General features: G+C 60.2%; 8 protein-coding genes and 2 pseudogenes. 7 read left to right on the top strand and 3 right to left on the bottom strand.

The window, feature by feature from the left end; genetic code table 11:
- The first annotated feature begins 2 nt into the window (after positions 1-2).
- The 5 genes from nuoK (at position 3) to SNL23_RS17935 (ending at position 8,924) form a co-directional block, all read left to right on the top strand.
- Positions 3-311, top strand: coding sequence for an NADH-quinone oxidoreductase subunit NuoK (nuoK, locus tag SNL23_RS17955; protein WP_003219560.1), 309 nt, complete (start codon positions 3-5; stop codon positions 309-311).
- Complete coding sequence (nuoL, locus tag SNL23_RS17950; protein ID WP_076016754.1) at positions 308-2,161, top strand: NADH-quinone oxidoreductase subunit L; 1,854 nt, start codon at positions 308-310, stop codon at positions 2,159-2,161. The genes nuoK and nuoL overlap by 4 nt, the downstream gene beginning before the upstream one ends.
- Positions 2,162-2,210: 49 nt before the next feature.
- The gene (gene nuoM, locus SNL23_RS17945; RefSeq protein ID WP_076016753.1) at positions 2,211-3,743 is read left to right on the top strand and encodes an NADH-quinone oxidoreductase subunit M; all 1,533 of its coding nucleotides are present in this window, start codon (positions 2,211-2,213) and stop codon (positions 3,741-3,743) included.
- Positions 3,744-3,750: 7 nt separating this feature from the next.
- The gene (nuoN, locus tag SNL23_RS17940; RefSeq protein WP_017476148.1) at positions 3,751-5,214 is read left to right on the top strand and encodes an NADH-quinone oxidoreductase subunit NuoN; all 1,464 of its coding nucleotides are present in this window, start codon (positions 3,751-3,753) and stop codon (positions 5,212-5,214) included.
- Between the two features lie 350 nt (positions 5,215-5,564).
- Positions 5,565-8,924: a dermonecrotic toxin domain-containing protein gene (locus SNL23_RS17935; RefSeq protein WP_318302991.1), complete on the top strand. Its 3,360-nt coding sequence runs from the start codon at positions 5,565-5,567 to the stop codon at positions 8,922-8,924.
- Between the two features lie 12 nt (positions 8,925-8,936).
- Here SNL23_RS17935 and SNL23_RS31610 read toward each other — a convergent pair whose 3' ends face one another.
- The 3 genes and pseudogenes from SNL23_RS31610 to SNL23_RS17925 all read right to left on the bottom strand — a co-directional run bounded on the left by SNL23_RS31610 (position 8,937) and on the right by SNL23_RS17925 (position 12,006).
- A complete protein-coding gene (locus SNL23_RS31610) occupies positions 8,937-9,692 on the bottom strand; it encodes a methyl-accepting chemotaxis protein (protein WP_371916653.1) in 756 nt (251 codons plus the stop codon).
- A gap of 102 nt (positions 9,693-9,794) precedes the next feature.
- A pseudogene (locus tag SNL23_RS31605) lies at positions 9,795-10,616 on the bottom strand (cache domain-containing protein); the annotation flags it as partial.
- Between the two features lie 70 nt (positions 10,617-10,686).
- Positions 10,687-12,006 carry a Na+/H+ antiporter family protein gene (locus tag SNL23_RS17925; RefSeq protein WP_167410187.1) on the bottom strand — a complete coding sequence of 440 codons (1,320 nt, stop codon included), beginning with the start codon at positions 12,004-12,006 and terminating at the stop codon, positions 10,687-10,689.
- A gap of 394 nt (positions 12,007-12,400) precedes the next feature.
- Between SNL23_RS17925 and SNL23_RS31600 the strand changes: the two are divergent.
- Both SNL23_RS31600 and SNL23_RS31595 read left to right on the top strand, forming a co-directional pair.
- Positions 12,401-13,690 (top strand): annotated as a pseudogene (locus tag SNL23_RS31600) (HAMP domain-containing protein); the annotation flags it as partial.
- A gap of 102 nt (positions 13,691-13,792) precedes the next feature.
- Positions 13,793-14,548, top strand: a complete 756-nt coding sequence (locus tag SNL23_RS31595) for a methyl-accepting chemotaxis protein (protein WP_371916652.1) — start codon at positions 13,793-13,795, stop codon at positions 14,546-14,548.
- Positions 14,549-14,576: the final 28 nt, after the last annotated feature.

The following is a 14,576-nucleotide window of genomic DNA, read 5'->3' as shown; positions in this document are numbered from 1 at the left end:
CGATGCCTGCTATCCCTTTGGAGCATGGTCTGGCGGTCGCCGGCATCCTGTTCTGCCTTGGCCTGGTCGGCCTGATGGTTCGCCGCAACATTCTGTTCGTGTTGATGAGCCTGGAAATCATGATGAACGCCGCGGCACTCGCGTTCATCGTGGCCGGTAGCCGTTGGGGCCAGCCGGATGGACAAGTGATGTTCATCCTGGTGATCAGCCTGGCAGCCGCCGAGGCCAGTATTGGCCTGGCGATCCTGCTGCAACTGTATCGTCGCTTCCACACGCTTGATATCGACGCTGCCAGTGAGATGCGCGGATGAACATGATCTTTCTGACTTTCGTATTTCCCCTGATCGGTTTCCTGCTGCTGTCGTTCTCCCGTGGACGCTGGTCGGAAAACCTCTCGGCCTTGATCGGCGTGGGTTCCATTGGCCTGTCGGCGATTGTCGCCGCCTACGTCATCTGGCAATTCAACGTTGCGCCGCCGGAAGGCGGTCACTACACCCTGGTGCTGTGGCAGTGGATGTCGGTGGAGGGCTTCAAGCCCAACTTCGCCCTCTACGTCGACGGCCTGTCGATCACCATGCTCGGCGTGGTGGTGGGTGTGGGCTTCCTGATCCACCTGTTCGCATCCTGGTACATGCGCGGTGAAGCCGGTTACTCGCGCTTCTTCGCCTACACCAACCTGTTTATCGCGAGCATGCTGTTCCTGGTGCTGGGCGATAACCTGTTGTTCCTGTACTTCGGCTGGGAAGGCGTGGGCCTGTGCTCGTACCTGTTGATCGGTTTCTACTACAGCAACCGCAACAACGGTAACGCAGCACTCAAAGCCTTTATCGTGACCCGGATCGGCGACGTGTTCATGGCCATCGGCCTGTTCATCCTGTTCCAACAAGTGGGCACGCTGAACATCCAGGAACTGCTGGTGCTGGCACCGCAGAAATTCCAGGTCGGCGACTTCTGGATCACCCTGGCGACCCTGATGCTGCTGGGTGGCGCCGTGGGTAAATCCGCGCAACTGCCGCTGCAAACCTGGCTGGCGGATGCGATGGCCGGCCCTACCCCGGTTTCGGCACTGATCCACGCCGCCACCATGGTGACTGCCGGTGTCTATCTGATTGCCCGTACCCACGGCCTGTTCACCCTGGCACCGGAGATTCTGCATCTGGTGGGCCTGGTGGGTGGCGTGACCCTGGTGCTGGCAGGTTTTGCTGCCCTGGTTCAAACCGACATCAAGCGTATCCTCGCCTACTCGACCATGAGCCAGATCGGCTACATGTTCCTGGCCCTGGGCGTTGGCGCCTGGGACGGCGCGATCTTCCACCTGATGACCCACGCCTTCTTCAAGGCCCTGCTGTTCCTTGCTTCCGGTGCGGTGATCGTTGCCTGCCACCACGAGCAGAACATCTTCAAGATGGGCGGCCTGTGGAAGAAACTGCCGTTGGCCTATGCCAGCTTCATCGTCGGCGGCGCGGCCTTGTCGGCCCTGCCACTGGTGACCGCAGGTTTCTACTCGAAAGACGAAATCCTCTGGGAAGCCTTTGCCAGCGGTAACCACGGCCTGCTGTACGCCGGCCTGGTGGGTGCATTCATGACCTCGCTGTACACCTTCCGCCTGATCTTCATCACGTTCCACGGTGAAGCCAAGACTGAAGCCCATGCAGGCCACGGTATTTCCCACTGGCTGCCACTGTCGGTGCTGATCGTCCTGTCGACCTTCGTCGGCGCCATGATCACCCCGCCTCTGGCCGGTGTTCTGCCGGAAAGTGCAGGTCATGCCGGTGGTGCAGCCAAGCACAGCCTGGAAATCGCCTCGGGTGCCATCGCCCTGGCCGGTATCCTGCTGGCAGCCCTGCTGTTCCTCGGCAAGCGCCGCTTCGTCACCGCCATCGCCAACAGTGGCATTGGCCGCTTCCTTTCGGCCTGGTGGTTCGCTGCCTGGGGCTTCGACTGGATCTACGACAAACTGTTCGTCAAGCCTTACCTTGCGATCAGCCACGTACTGCGCAAAGACCCGCTCGACCAGACCATCGGTTTGATCCCGCGTGCCGCCAAGGCCGGTCACACCGCCCTGAGCCGCAGCGAGACTGGCCAATTGCGCTGGTATGCAGCTTCCATGGCGGCCGGTGCCGTCCTGGTGATCGGCGCCATCATCGTGGTCGCGGTCTGACTATGCACATTGCGAACTTTGCGAACTTGCGAAAGGAAACGAGCCCGTCATGATTCTGCCCTGGCTAATCCTGATCCCTTTTATCGGCGGCCTGCTCTGCTGGATGGGTGAACGCTTCGGCGCCACCCTCCCCCGCTGGATTGCGTTGCTGACCATGTCCCTGGAACTCGCGCTCGGCCTCTGGCTGTGGGCCCATGGCGATTATTCATTTGCTCCGGCACCGGGTGTCGATCCAACCTTCGCGCTTGAATTCAAGCACGTGTGGATCCAGCGCTTCGGCATCAACGTGCACCTGGCCCTCGACGGCCTGTCGCTGTTGATGATCCTGCTGACCGGCCTGCTGGGTATCCTCTCGGTACTCTGCTCCTGGAAAGAAATCCAGCGTCACGTGGGCTTCTTCCACCTGAACCTGATGTGGATTTTGGGCGGCGTTGTCGGCGTGTTCCTTGCGCTGGACCTGTTCATGTTCTTTTTCTTCTGGGAAATGATGCTGGTGCCGATGTACTTCCTCATCGCGCTCTGGGGTCACAGTTCTTCGGACGGCAAGAAAACCCGGATCTACGCGGCGACCAAGTTCTTCATCTTCACCCAGGCTTCCGGCCTGATCATGTTGGTGGCGATCCTGGGTCTGGTACTGGTCAACTTCAACAGCACGGGCGTGATCACGTTCAACTACGCCGACCTGTTGAAAACCAAGATGTCCCTGACCACCGAGTACATCCTGATGCTGGGCTTCTTCATCGCGTTCGCGGTGAAGCTGCCGGTGGTGCCGTTCCACTCCTGGTTGCCTGATGCTCACGCCCAGGCGCCGACCGCAGGTTCTGTGGACCTGGCCGGTATCCTGTTGAAGACGGCGGCCTACGGCCTGCTGCGTTTCGCCCTGCCGCTGTTCCCGAATGCCTCGGCCGAGTTTGCGCCGATCGCCATGACCCTCGGTCTGATCGGGATCTTCTACGGTGCGTTCCTGGCCTTCGCCCAAACCGACATCAAGCGCCTGATTGCCTTCTCGTCCGTTTCCCACATGGGTTTCGTACTGATCGGCATCTACTCCGGCAGCCAACTGGCGCTGCAAGGCGCGGTGATCCAGATGCTGGCGCACGGTGTGTCGGCAGCGGCACTGTTTATCCTCAGTGGCCAGCTCTACGAGCGCCTGCACACCCGTGACATGCGTGAAATGGGTGGCGTGTGGTCGCGTATCGCCTACCTGCCGGCCATCAGCCTGTTCTTCGCCGCCGCATCCCTGGGCTTGCCGGGTACCGGTAACTTCATCGGCGAGTTCCTGATCCTGATGGGTGCTTTCGTGCATACACCGTGGATCAGTGCGATCGCGACTTCAGGCCTGGTGTTCGGTTCGGTCTACTCGCTGATCATGATCCACCGTGCGTACTTCGGTCCGGCCAAGTCCGACACCGTATTGCACGGCATGGACGGTCGCGAACTGATCATGGTGCTCGGCCTTGCAGTACTGCTGATCTTCATCGGCGTGTACCCGCAACCGTTCCTGGATACCTCTGCCGCAACGATGCATGGCGTGCAGCAATGGTTCAGCACCGCCTTCACTCAACTCGCTTCGGCCCGGTAAGAGCGCTATGGAATTCACGATCCAACACTTTATCGCGCTTGCGCCGCTGCTGATCTCCAGCCTCACCGTTGTGGTGGTGATGCTGGCGATCGCATGGCGCCGCAACCACTCACAGACCTTCCTGATTTCCGTGGCAGGTTTGAACCTGGCCTTGCTGTCGATTATCCCGGCACTCAAGGTCGCACCGCTGGCGGTCACGCCGCTGTTGATGGTCGATGACTTCGCGCTGCTGTATATCGCGTTGATCCTCGTGGCCACCTTGGCCTGCGTCACCCTCGCCCACGCCTACCTCGGCGAAGGCGGTACGGGTTACCCGGGCAACCGCGAAGAGCTGTACCTGCTGATCCTGCTGGCTGCAACCGGCGGTATCGTGTTGGTCAGCGCACAGCACCTGGCCGGCTTGTTCATCGGCCTGGAACTGCTGTCGATCCCGGTCTACGGCCTGGTGGCGTATGCCTTCTTCAACAAGCGTTCCCTGGAAGCCGGCATCAAGTACATGGTGCTGTCGGCCGCCGGTTCCGCGTTCCTGTTGTTCGGTATGGCCCTGCTCTACGCAGAAGCCGGCAGCCTGAGCTTCAGCGGTATCGGTCACGCCCTGGCAGCTTCCGGCAGCCCTGCGCCAATCGCCCAACTGGGCCTCGCCATGATGCTGATCGGCCTGGCGTTCAAACTGTCGCTGGTGCCATTCCACCTGTGGACCCCGGACGTGTACGAAGGCGCCCCGGCGCCGGTGGCCGCGTTCCTGGCCACCGCGTCGAAAGTTGCCGTGTTTGCCGTGATGGTGCGTCTGTTCCAGATCTCCCCTGCGGCCAACACCGGTGTACTCAGCAACGTGCTGACCATCATCGCAATCGCCTCGATCCTGTTCGGTAACCTGCTGGCGCTGACCCAGAACAACCTCAAGCGTCTGCTGGGTTATTCGTCCATCGCGCACTTCGGTTATCTGCTGATCGCCCTGGTGGCGAGCAAGGGCCTGGCGATGGAAGCCATCGGCGTGTACCTGGTCACCTACGTGATCACCAGCCTCGGCGCTTTCGGTGTAATCACCCTGATGTCCTCGCCTTACAAAGGCCGTGACGCAGACGCCCTGTACGAATACCGCGGCCTGTTCTGGCGCCGTCCGTACCTGACCGCCGTACTGACCGTGATGATGCTGTCCCTGGCCGGTATCCCGCTGACCGCTGGCTTCATCGGCAAGTTCTACATCGTGGCGACCGGTGTTGAGGCTCACGAATGGTGGCTGGTTGCTTCCCTGGTACTGGGCAGCGCCATCGGCGTTTTCTACTACCTGCGCGTGATGGTGACCTTGTACCTGATCGAGCCAAACCTGCGCCGTGTGGACGCCGAGTTGCACTGGGAGCAGAAAGCGGGCGGCGTGATGCTGCTGGCAATCGCCCTGCTGGCGTTCTTCCTGGGTGTTTACCCACAGCCGTTGCTCACCCTGGTGCAGCATGCGGTGATGGCGGGTTGACCGCTTAGTTAGATGCAGCAAGCAAAACGGCGCCTTCGGGCGCCGTTTTGCATTGTGCTCACTCGAAGATACACATCGCTCCTTTTCGCCAAAGGAACCAGACATTCCCTCTCCCCCACTGAAGGATATGCCGCTGGAGCGGTATCCAAAAAAAACAGGTGAGAATGGACTGAGGCCTGCCTTTCGAGGTGCAACGAATGTCGATATTTTCTGCAGCTGCCCCACCGCCCTTTGATTATATTCCTCCCGCTCCCCTCGCTCTCACACCATCGCCCTCTATCGGGTCCCAGGCGAGGTCGGTGCACCAGGAGCAACCGGCGCAGGCGCCCCGCGTCACAGCTGCCTCCCCCATGCCACCGAACGTCCATGCCATTTATCCAGCGGTAGTCGCACGGTATGTATTTGGAAGGGCACCTACCGATCAAGCCGCGTTCCTCCAGCAGTACACGCAACTCAACACACAAATCAATCGGTTGCGGGCGCAACAGCCCACCTTCAGTAGCTTCTTGGGGCAGCAAACGCCAAAGCAAATCGAGGCGCTGCTGTCACATCCAGAGCCAGGCAAAAAACTCGCTCAGCAATTCTCCGAAACCATCAGCCGGTTCTGGACAACTCAGCGCCCCCCTGAGCGCAACTCGACCTCACCTCAAAACGAGCTGATCAACCTGCACCGAGACATGCTCTCCAACCTGGCAGCCCTGGGGGCAACCAACGGCACACTGAGCCCACAAAGCAAAACGCTGATCGACAACGCGTTTCGCTTCCCGACCCTGGCGGCCCGGGAAACCGCTTTCCCTCCTGGCAACAGGCTGGGCGTGTATCCAATCACGGTGGATGACAACACCGCCGTGGGTGCGCGCCTGGCCGGTGCCTTCATGATTAGTCGCAATGACGGCTCCGCCGCCGAAGCGCCGCACTGGCCCAACGGGAGCAAGAGCATCCTGGCCGACGAGCGCAATGGCCCCGTGGTGCTTTACACGCCGGGAGAAGGCTTTGAAGAGTTCGCAACCCCTGCGCAACTGCACACGATGCTGGCGCAACGAATCAACAACGGCGGCATCCCGGCAACACTGCTGGCGCAAACCCTGCCTTTATCGGTGGAAAACAAGCGCCAGCCGTTGTCCGGGGACGATCTGGCGCTTGGTTTTGCTCCCGTCCCGGGGGACGTTGTCGTCGAAGTGATACCTCAGCTATTCCAACGCCAGACAGATGAGCTGGAAGCCACTATTGTGGGGTTATTCAAAACCTACCCAGCCTTGTTAAGCCGACCAGATGTGCATGGCGCTATACAGGATGCAGCCAACTGGGCCGCCCCCATGGACGGCAACAATGCATTGCTTGCCGAGTATGAAAGGCTGGAAGAAAAACAACGTCCATCATGGTTGAAAGAGCTGTCGCTCCTCCATGAAGGCCACTATCAATACCTTGAGGGTGTGGAGCAGCGCAGCCTACAGACGCTGACGCCGCTTCTGGAAGACATTCCCTCCCTGCAAGCGTTTGCCAAACAGAGGTTGAGCGCCGCACTCAAGGAAAAATACCCGACAGCCAATTACGACCCGGACCAGATCCAGGTGAAAATCACCACACAGTCCAGAATTCATAGCGGTAGCCGGGCAGGCTCCTACACTGATCGCACCGTCGATACCCAATACCTGTCATTGACTGACTTCTCGCTGAAGAATCCCACCGCCTGGCCTGCGGCAGACAGCCATCAGCACACCTCAGTGACCATGACTGCCCCGTTAATTGACGATATGGGCCTCGACCTGCTGGATGACGACTTCAACCCCATTACCTGGAACACCGCAGAACTCAAAGCTTTCGCAAGCGAGATAGATGTCGGCGGCAACTATGTCAAATTGCTCCAGCAACGAATGGCGCCGGATGCCCAGGAGGGAGAGCCCGAAAAACTGCGCACGGCGTGGAAAGCCACTCTGACCGATTCCATGAACAAACAAGCCTTTCTGGGGCAATTGAACCGGCACGCTTATCCGGAAGATTCCGAGGGGCCGCAGTGGGTACAGGCTGTCCTTGATTATCCGGACGCCGCCACTCGACTGCAGGTGGATGGCAAAACCATTGTCGCCCATACCGTGAGCGCTCACGGCCTGCCTCTTCAGGGTGTACTCGCCATCGGTAATGCTCCGGAGTCGGCGCTGGTGTTGTATAGCCCTGACGCTCCCGATGGCGTGTCATTTCGGCAACTTGCCAGTCAGGCAGCCCTCGAAGAACTGTTCAACCAGCCGCAATGGAAAACCTACGCCGAAAGCAAAGCTTCGCCGATCAACCCCAATAGCCTGAAGGCCACTCTCTCCGATCTGCTGCAAAAAAATATTCCCAACGTGCTGGATCGTATAGCCAAGGCCAAGGAGATGGCGAGCAGCGCCTACCTCAAACCCATCCAGGGCAATGTCCTGGACGCCCTGTACAAACAGATGACGGAAATATTGATCGATAAAGCCGACTTCAGCTCTGTCAGCACCGCTGAGGTGGAAAAGGAGTCGACTCACAATAAGGTGATGTTCGGTATCGCAGTAGGCACCGCGTTCATGGACGTCCTGCCCATTGTCGGCAAAGGCGTATCCACTGGCGTCAGGCTGGGCAGGACCGGACTGAAATTCATCAATGCGCCGGGCCAGTCCATCGTCAAAATTCTCGACAAACCCAACCGGCTGGCCATGATTTATGCACGATACGCAGGCCGCACGACTAACACTGCAACCAATGCCAGCCCGATTCTACGACCCGTATTGCGGTTACCGGCGGCAGAAAGCGCCCTGGCACCACTGATACCCCGTACACCTCCCGCCATTAAGGCAACCACCGCCCAGTTGCCCGACCTCAGTAGTCATGCGGTGCCCGAGAATCTGCTTGCCGGTAGGCCGATAAGGGGGGACGGCACCTATCAGGTCGGCGAACAGTTCTACATCCGGTATACCGATGGCACCGGCATCAACAGGCCGTTTCAAATAAGCCGGAACTACAAAGCCGAGGGCGGCATCGTCCGCGTCATTGATCCGCAAAACCAAAAACAGGTCGCGTTCCTGCACCGGACAAACGATGGCACGTGGCGAGTCAGTAAATTGCGTGGGGGAGGAGCGACAACCAATGGAGCGAGCTCGCATGCCAACGGCTATCAGGCCAGCCGCCCTTCCCAGGCGACAGCCAAACGCCCCCTTTCCCAGGGCAATGGCGCTGCATCATCCAGCACCGCCAGCAATCCGGCCGCACAACCGGACGCAGCCAACAAACGGCCTCGGCTGGCCGAAAGTTTTCCGGGTGAGAAAGCTACGCTGGAACCGCCAGTCAAAGGCCAGAACGTTTTTTATCACTACACGGGGAAAAAAGGTCATTCAGCCATCCTTGCCAGTCGTAACCTGTCGCCCTCGAGCAGCAAGTTGACCGGAGAACGCCTGCCTGGAAACCAGGGAAGGCATTACTTCACGGATCTGGCACCTGATGACAAGGCAACCGCAGAGATTTCCCGGACCATTTTCGGGCGCCGCCAGTACGGTAATGCACTGGATAAAATGACCCACTACTACGAGATAAACACCTCGGGCCTGCAAATGGTGCGAAGCCCGGACAACCCGCATATCTTTTATGTAGACACGCGATTTGATGTGCCCTTGAAGTATCGGACCGCGCCCGGTTCAGACTTGGTGGACCGCGTCATCGCCCATGGAGAAACCCCCTATAACCCGGGTTGATGCCCCCCCCGGTCAGATCCTGAACTGCCCCACCAACTGACCCAACCGCTGCCCCAGGTCCGCCAGGCTGCGGGAGGTCTGGGCACCCTGTTGGGTTTCATCCGCCACGCTGTCCACCGCTACTGCGATCTGATGCACGCTGCGATTGATTTCTTCGGCCACGGCGGTTTGTTCTTCCGCCGCACTGGCGATTTGCGCGTTCATCGAGTTGATGGTGCCGATCAACTGCGCCATGGTGTCCAGGGACGCACCGGCTTCGTTGGCCTTGGCAGACGTGCCGTCGCCGGCGTCGCTGGAGCGGCGCATGGATTCCACGGCGGCTTCGGTGCCTTTTTGCAGACGGTCGATCATGCCCTGGATTTCCTGGGTGCTTTGCTGGGTGCGGCTCGCCAGAGCCCGTACTTCGTCGGCGACCACGGCAAAACCACGACCGGCCTCCCCTGCCCGCGCGGCTTCAATGGCGGCGTTGAGGGCGAGCAAGTTGGTCTGCTCGGCAATCGAGCGGATCACGCCAAGCACGCTGACAATCGAGGAAACGTCCTGCTGCAAGCTGTCCAAAGACACGCCGCTGGTGCGGATGTCGTTCACCAGCGCATGAATCTGCGCAATGCTGCCGTCCACGACTTTTTTCGCGGCTTGGCCTTCGGCGTCAGTTTGCTGTGCCGCCACCGCTGCACCTTGAGCACTGCGCGCCACTTCGTGGGCAGCAGAAGACATTTCGTTGATCGCGGTAGCCACCTGGTCCGTCTCGTGACGCTGGCGCTCCATGGCTTTCTCCGAGCGATTGGCTTGCTCGGCGACTTGACTCACCAGGCCGGTAAGCTGGGAGGTCATTTCAGTAATCTGCCGCACCAGGCCGTGGATCTTGTCGACAAAGCGGTTGAACGAGCCGGCCAGTTCTCCCAGCTCGTCCTGACTGGTGATAGCCAGGCGGCGGGTCAGGTCACCCTCACCGGCCGCGATGTCGTCGAGGTTGATCTTCATCAGGTGCAGTGGCCGCAGGATGGTATTGGCCACCAGCATGCCCACGGCGGCGATCACCAGCAGCACCACCACGGCAATCCCGATGATACTCAGCAGCACGCCTTCCATGCGCTTCTCGACCTTGGCCTGAACCTCGGCGACCTGGGCATCGATACCGTCCAGGTTCACCGACGTACCGATCACCATGTCCCATTTGGGCAGGTATTCGGTGTAGCCGAGCTTGGGCACCAGCTCGGTCTGGCCGGGCTGTGTCGAGCTGTATTGCAGGTAGTGGGTGCCGTCCTTGCCGACCTTCACCAGGTCGCGGTTGACGTAGACGCCATTCGGGTCGCGGTTGTCCTTGAAGCTTTTACCGACGCCGTCCGGGCTGTTGCCCTTGAACAGGCGAATGGTCTCGGAGTCGTAGCCGAAGAAATATCCGTCCTTGCCGTAGCTGGTGTTGGACAGCAGCTTGACCACCTGCGCCCGCGCCGCCGTGTCGCCCTGGGCGGCAGCGTCGTACAGCGGCTTGATGGTGGTCATGGCCACCTCGACGTAACCGCGCAAGGTGGTCTTGGCGTCGTTGAGCAGGTTCTGACGGGTTTCTTCAACCTCGTTACGAGCCTGCTCCCGGAGGATCCAGACCGTGGTCAGGCTGATGATCACGGCAAACAACAACACGGGCAGGACAGCAAGGGACAGTACTTTGGCCTTTAGACTCAGACGCATGGCTCTTCTCTCTTAAGGGACAACTTAAGAGGTTAACGGCTAGTAACAATAAATCTGTAGGACAATCCCGTTAGAGCGTCATCGCGGCAAACCAGCCAAACGCCAGCAGCGGAATGTTGTAGTGCAGGAACGTCGGCACCACGGTGTCCCAGATATGGTGATGCTGGCCGTCGATGTTCAAACCCGAAGTCGGGCCCAGGGTGGAGTCCGACGCCGGTGAGCCCGCATCACCCAATGCCCCGGCCGTGCCGACGATGCACACGATGGCCAGCGGACTGAAGCCCAACTGCACGCACAACGGCACAAAGATCGCCGCGAGGATCGGCACCGTGGAAAACGACGAGCCGATACCCATGGTCACCAGCAACCCCACCAGCAACATCAGCAGCGCGCCCACACCACGGCTATGGCCGATAAACGCCGCCGAGGCTTGCACGAGTGTCTGCACTTCGCCGGTGGCCTTGAGCACTTCGGCAAAGCCTGACGAGGCGATCATGATGAAGCCGATCATCGCCATCATCTTCATGCCTTCGGTGAACAGGTCATCGGTGTCGCGCCAGCGCACGATGCCCGACACCGAAAAGATCAGGAACCCGGCGAGGGCGCCGATGATCATCGAGTCCAGCCACAGCTGGATAATGAACGCCGCCGCAATCGCCAGGCCGGCCACCAGCAGGGTCAGCGGGTTGTACTGCACCGCCACCTGCTCGACCCGCTCGATTTTCTCCAAGTCGTACACGCGCTTCTTGCGGTAGCTGATAAACACCGCCACCAGCAGGCCGACCACCATGCCCAGCGCCGGGAGGCCCATGGCGTGGGTGACGTTGACGTGGCTGATGTCGACGCCGCTCTTGGCCACGTTGGCCAGCAGGATCTGATTCAGGAAGATATTGCCGAAGCCCACCGGCAGGAACATGTAGGGCGTGATCAGGCCGAAGGTCATGACACAGGCGATGAGGCGGCGATCCAGTTGCAGCTTGGTCAGCACGTATAAAAGCGGCGGTACCAGCAGCGGGATAAACGCGATGTGGATCGGCAGGATGTTTTGCGAGGCAATCGCGACTACCCAGAGCAAGCCGATCAACAGCCATTTAACGTGACTGCCGCCCGTGGCTTCCTGGCGATCCACCAGCAGCAGCGCTTTGTCGGCCAACGCATGGGCCAGGCCGGATTTGGCAATCGCCACGGCGAACGCGCCGAGCAACGCGTAGGACAACGCTACCGTCGCACCGCCACCCAGCCCGCTGTTGAACGCCTTGAGCGTTGCGTCGATGCCCAGGCCGCCGGTCAGTCCACCCACCAGGGCGCCGACAATGATCGCGATCACCACATGCACGCGGGACAGGCTGAGCACCAGCATCGTGCCGACCGCGGCGATTACTGCATTAATCATCGTTACCTCAAGACAGAAAAAACTAAAAAAAGCACACACCTGCCCGGGCTGCTGTCGGGAACGGCTGCCGCAAACCAGGTTTTAAAGGAGTTTTATTAGAGGGCGCGCACTTTGCAGCACCCGGCCTGGCTTGTCAAAACTGTGGGGAGAAGGTTTGTCAGTGGTTAGGGGATTTGTCTGTGGCGAGGGGCTTATCCTGTGGCGAGGGGGCTTGTCCCCCGTTGGAGTGCGCAGCGCTCCCGCTTTTTTTGGGGCCGCTACGCAGCCCAACGGGCGACAAGCCCCCTCGCCACACAAACAAGTTTAAATTGATCGTTTGAATAAAGAAAAATCCTGGGCGGCCGATACAGGCAGATCGTCTCTGTCGTATCGAAAGGTTAAGGAAGGCTCCATGTCGCTCAGACAGCTGTCCATTCAATGGAAAATTACCCTGCTGGCCGGACTTTGCCTGCTGGGCATCGTGACCTTGCTGGTGGGTCTCTCGCTGTACCGCATGGCGCAGAGCTCCGACCTGGTCAAGGCTTCCAGTATGGAAATGCTCGACGAAGCCGCCCAGGCACGCATTGAAGCCCAGGGTGAAGTCCAGGCATTGGGCATTCGCCAGCAGTTCATGGACGCTTATCAATACGGCCACGGTTTTTCCCGCCAGGTGCTGTTCCTGCGCGAACAGGCCGAGAAACGCTTCCTGGATGCCTTCGACCTGCGCGAAGACCTGACGCGCCAGGTCAAGGCCGCGCTGCAAGCCAATCCGGAACTGCTGGGCTTGTCCTTGGTGTTCGAGGCCAACGCACTGGATGGCAAGGACGAGTTGTTCGCCAACCAGCAAGAGCTGGGCAGCAACGACAAAGGCCGTTTTGCGCTGTACTGGTCGCAGCCGACTGCGGGCAAGCTAACGTCGATGTCGCTGCCCGAAAGCGACATGTCCGACACCAGCGTCGGACCCAGCGGCGAAAAAGCCAACGCTTGGTTCACCTGCCCGCGCACCACACTCAAGCCGTGCGTGATCGAACCCTATTTCTATGTGATCGACGGGCAAAAGGTGCTGATGACCAGCATCGTCTTCCCGCTGATGGTCAACGGCAAAGTCATCGCCTCGCTGTCGGTGGACATCAACCTCAACAGTCTGCAAGCGGTCAGCCAAGGCGCCAGCCAGAAACTCTATGACGGCCAGACCAGCGTCAGCATCATCAGCCCGGTGGGCCTGCTGGCTGGCTACAGCCCGGACGCCGGCAAACTCGCCCAGCGCCTGGACGCCGTCGACACGGCCAACGGCGCGCAGTTGATCAGCTCGCTTTCCACCAGCACCCAGACCCACAGTGTACGCACCGACCATCAACTCAAGGTGCTCGCGCCGTTCCAGCCGATCCCCGATGGCAAACCGTGGGGCGTTCTGCTGGATGTACCGGAAAAAGTCCTGGTGGCTCCGGCTGAAGCCCTGAAGTCCAAACTGGATGCCGACAACGCCAAAGGCACCCTGCTGGAACTGAGCCTGGGCCTGCTGGCAGCAATAATCGGCCTGTTGCTGGTGTGGCTGATGGCCCGCAGCGTAACCCGCCCGATCCTCGGCGTGGCGCGCATGCTGGAAGACATCGCCAGTGGCGAAGGCGACCTGACCCGGCGCCTGGCCTACGACAAGCATGACGAACTCGGCGAGTTGGCCGGCTGGTTCAACCGCTTCCTCGACAAGCTGCAGCCGATCATTGCCCAGGTCAAACGCTCGGTGCAGGACGCCCGTGGCACCGCTGACCAGTCGGCGGCGATTGCCACTGAGACCAGCGCCGGCATGGAGCAGCAATACCGCCAGGTCGACCAGGTGGCCACCGCCTCCCACGAGATGAGCGCTACCGCCCAGGACGTTGCCCGCAGTGCAGCACAAGCCGCCCAGGCCGCCCGCGATGCCGATCAGGCCACGCGTGAAGGTTTGACCGTGATCGACCGCACCACCACCAGCATCGGCCATTTGGCCGCAGACATGAGCACCGCGATGACCCAGGTTGAAGGCCTGGCCGCCAACAGCGAGAAGATCGGTTCGGTACTGGAAGTGATTCGTGCGATTGCCGAGCAGACCAACCTGCTGGCGCTGAACGCCGCCATCGAAGCTGCCCGTGCGGGTGAAGCCGGTCGTGGTTTTGCGGTGGTCGCCGACGAAGTGCGCAATCTGGCGCGGCGTACCCAGGAGTCGGTTGAAGAAACCCGCCTGGTGATCGAGCAACTGCAAAGCGGTACCCAGGAAGTGGTCGGCTCCATGAGCAACAGCCATCGTCAGGCCCAGGGCAGCGTCGAACAAGTGGGCCAGGCCGTGACCGCCTTGCGCCAGATCGGCGATGCGGTGACGGTGATCAGCGACATGAACCTGCAAATCGCCAGCGCCGCCGAAGAGCAAAGCGCGGTGGCCGAGGAGATCAACAACAACGTGGCGACGATTCGCGATGTGACAGAGTCGTTGTCCGAGCAGGCGAATGAATCGGCGCGGGTCAGTCAGGCGTTGAACAGCTTGGCGAATCAGCAGCAGGGCCTGATGGATCAGTTCAAGGTTTGATGAGCTGCGGGATACTCCGGCAGTATCC

Source organism: Pseudomonas sp. SED1, from assembly GCF_034044025.1.
Lineage (GTDB): Bacteria > Pseudomonadota > Gammaproteobacteria > Pseudomonadales > Pseudomonadaceae > Aquipseudomonas.
Note: the sequence above shows the minus strand (reverse complement) of the source record. Positions and strands in the feature narration are given on the sequence as shown.

Coding starts and splice junctions, on each gene's coding strand:
- nuoM (WP_076016753.1), top strand. CDS start 2,211: ATGATTCTGCCCTGGCTAATCCTGATCCCTTTTATCGGCGGCCTGCTC.
- SNL23_RS31610 (WP_371916653.1), bottom strand. CDS start 9,692: ATGGAGCGCCAGCGTCACGAGACGGACCAGGTGGCTACCGCGATCAAC.
- SNL23_RS17935 (WP_318302991.1), top strand. CDS start 5,565: ATGCCACCGAACGTCCATGCCATTTATCCAGCGGTAGTCGCACGGTAT.
- nuoK (WP_003219560.1), top strand. CDS start 3: ATGCCTGCTATCCCTTTGGAGCATGGTCTGGCGGTCGCCGGCATCCTG.
- SNL23_RS31595 (WP_371916652.1), top strand. CDS start 13,793: ATGGAGCAGCAATACCGCCAGGTCGACCAGGTGGCCACCGCCTCCCAC.
- nuoN (WP_017476148.1), top strand. CDS start 3,751: ATGGAATTCACGATCCAACACTTTATCGCGCTTGCGCCGCTGCTGATC.
- nuoL (WP_076016754.1), top strand. CDS start 308: ATGAACATGATCTTTCTGACTTTCGTATTTCCCCTGATCGGTTTCCTG.